Raw genomic sequence first — 2,281 nt, 5'->3', positions numbered from 1 at the left:
CCCTGTATTACCACATCAAAATATTTTGCGTCAATACCTGCATTATTCTTTTTGGTATACTCTTCCTTTATAATCTTTTTGTCTCCAATAGCTTTGATCAGGTGTGGCTTATAGAAAAATCCCCGGTTAGCCACAATTGCCATAACATTTGCCATTTGTAGTGGTGTAATACCAAGTTCTCCCTGCCCAATAGATAAAGAAATTGTGTAAGCGGATCCCCATCTGTCGTTTTTAAATCGTTTTGTATAGAGTTCATCGGTAGGTAACAAGCCTTTCCTTTCTCCAGGTAGGTCAATTCCAAGTGGGCTTCCGATTCCAAAAGCGGATACGGCACTACGCCATCTTTTATAAGCATTGACTGGTCTCATTCCTGAATGATCTATCATCCGGCTATAAGTGTACCCATAATAGGTATTGCATGATTCTTTGATAGAGGCCTGGAGATCAACAGATCCATGAACGTGAGTACATTTCATCCAGCCACGCCGGCCATAACGGTAACCTCCCGGACAAAAGAAAAATGTTTTTTCATTTATTAGTCCAAATTGCTGTGCTACCAGAGCATTTACAACTTTGAAAATTGAGCCCGGAGGATATTCTGCCTGAATTGGACGAACAAACATGGGTTTATAGGTGTCATTTAGTAAAGCCATGTAATTATTCCCTCTTTCCCGTCCCACCATTAAGTTTGGGTCGTAACCTGGACTGCTGACAAAAGATAATATTTCTCCTGTAGCAGGTTCGATTGCTACTATACTACCAATCTTGTTCTGCATTAAATGTTCACCAAGCTTTTGCAACTCTTTATCCAATGAGGAGATCATACGTTCCCCCGAAATTGCGACCGTGTCATATTTACCATCCGCATAATGACCTTTGGGACGATTCAGAGCATCAACCATAAGGTTTTGTACACCCCTTTGGCCCCGTAATAGTTCTTCGTAGGATTTTTCTACACCTGTAATGCCATGGTAATCTCCCTGATTATAAAAACCGCTTGAGTTTTCTATAACTTTCTGATTTACCTCTCCAATATATCCAAGAAAATGTGCGCCTACACTGTCAGGATATCGACGAACAGTACGGTTTTGAACAAAAAAACCTGAAAAATTAGAGAGTTGTTCTTGAAAAGAGGCATATACCTGAACAGATAACTGTTTTTCAAAGATTGATGCCTTATATGGTGAATATGACCTGGCCTTTTTAAAACGACGATCAAACCCCACTTTATCTATTCCAATAAGTTCGCAAAATTTCAGGGTATCAAATGCTTTGACTTCACGTGGTATAACCATAAGATCATATACCGGCTCATTTTGTACTAGGATTTTTTCATTTCTGTCAAGGATTACTCCTCTTGCAGGGTAAACCGGCAGTCTTCTAATTACATTATTTTCTGCTGACAGGATATACTCATCGCTTATAACCTGTATGTAAAACAGGCGCATCAGCAAAATAATAGAAATGACAATGAAAATCCCCTGAACAACAAATTTTCTTGCAAAAAAACTATTCATTAATCGACCTACTAAATTTTTTGGTTTTATTTAAATTCTTGAATATGTTAAACGTAATGAGGAATGAAAAATTCTATTATGTCGTCAATTTCAGACGGTAAAAGTAATAAAGAATTATTAGCCTCAACACTCTTTATTCAGACATTCTAGCCAAAGCATATATTAAGTTCACTAAGAGACTTCACTATGATCAGGATGACATGCGAAACCTGTCAATAGTTGTACTGATAGGCCTGACAGTTCTTTACGTTTAATATTTTGATAAGTTTCATCATTTTTTTTATAGACAGCAGGTCAATTCGAATCTCATTTCAAACGCAATAAGGGTTTAAGAAAGCTTAGTTGATTATTAATTTGCTTATTGGTTTGCAATCACAGATTTCTCATCCTGTTCTCTTGAATGCATTGAGGGATCTTAACAAAGCTTACAAGTAAATTATTAATTCTCTCAGTCTGAAGGATACATAAAATTGTCGTCCTTAAATTAGTTAAGAATATCCAGTTTGCAATTTCTTATAAGTAAATTTGCACATGATTACCGAAAACCTGAAAGAGGGTCATAAAGTCCCTCAATTGTATGCTCTTGTCAATTCAAAATGTCCCAGATGCAGAAAGGGAAATGTGTTCATTAATTCCATGTATGGTTTTAAGGCACAAAAAATGCATGAAAATTGCCTTCATTGTAATCTTAAATTTGAACGTGAGCCCGGATATTTCTATGTTGCGATGTTTGTAAGTTATGGTTTTAACGTTGTACAAATGAT

1 protein-coding gene and 1 pseudogene are annotated in these 2,281 nt (G+C 36.6%); one reads left to right on the top strand and one right to left on the bottom strand.

Annotated features, from left to right (window positions below):
* On the bottom strand, positions 1-1,517 hold a 1,517-nt coding region (locus H7254_RS01620), incomplete at its 3' end, for a penicillin-binding transpeptidase domain-containing protein (RefSeq protein ID WP_301931320.1).
* 531 nt (positions 1,518-2,048) lie between these two features.
* Here H7254_RS01620 and H7254_RS01615 point away from each other — a divergent pair.
* Positions 2,049-2,281: pseudogene (locus H7254_RS01615) on the top strand (hypothetical protein); the annotation flags it as partial.

The sequence above is a fragment of the Ferruginibacter sp. genome (assembly GCF_014377975.1).
Lineage (GTDB): Bacteria > Bacteroidota > Bacteroidia > Chitinophagales > Chitinophagaceae > Ferruginibacter.
Note: the sequence above shows the minus strand (reverse complement) of the source record. Positions and strands in the feature narration are given on the sequence as shown.